The organism is Vibrio sp. 1978 (assembly GCF_033344345.1).
On sequence record NZ_JAWPOP010000467.1, the window covers coordinates 1 to 697 of the forward strand.

Genomic DNA, 697 nt, shown 5'->3' on the forward strand with positions numbered 1-697 from the left:
AAATCATTAGATTGGATAGAGTACTCAGCTGAAAACGCCTTCGTTTTTAGGGATGTTGTTCAGCCTGTTTTTTAGAGTGGTTAAATTTTAACTAGAATGAAAATGTGACATTAATCACTCTGCAATTTCAAAGTACACTGAATAATAAAAATGCCGCTTAATTAACAAGCGGCATTTTTGTATCTGGCGTTTGAGTGATTTTCCTTATTGGCGTCATAAAGATCGGGTCATCAGGAATCAGCAGCACATTTTCTAGTGTTTTGGCGAGGTCTAAGCTCTCTAGTTGCTTATAGATGACGTAGTAACGGTTCACGCTGGTCACATAACTGACCGTTGAGCTGAGGCTTTTTCGCATGACCACTTCGACATTATTAAACCAAACGTTGGGGTCGTAGCCTTGCTGTGCGGCTCGCTTGCGCATTTTCTCGACATTACCTGGGCCTGCATTGTAAGCCGCCAAGGTAAAGTAAATTTTGTTCTCAGCCGTAATGGCCTTATCGCCAAAGTACTGCCGACGTAAAAACGCTAGGTATTTCGCTCCTGCGTGGATGTTGTTTTCGAGTTGTCGAACATTTTTGATGTTGATGTTTGGATCGCGCGCGGTGCTCGGTAAGACTTGCATTATGCCCACTGCGCCTCTTGTGCCGACTAAGTTGTTATTAAATCCGGACTCTTTATACGCAACCGCCGCAATCAG

General features: G+C 43.5%; 1 protein-coding gene. It reads right to left on the reverse strand.

The window, feature by feature from the left end:
• Positions 1 to 157: 157 nt before the first annotated feature.
• On the reverse strand, positions 158 to 697 hold a 540-nt coding region (locus R8N49_RS27265; protein WP_318190469.1), incomplete at its 5' end, for a transglycosylase SLT domain-containing protein.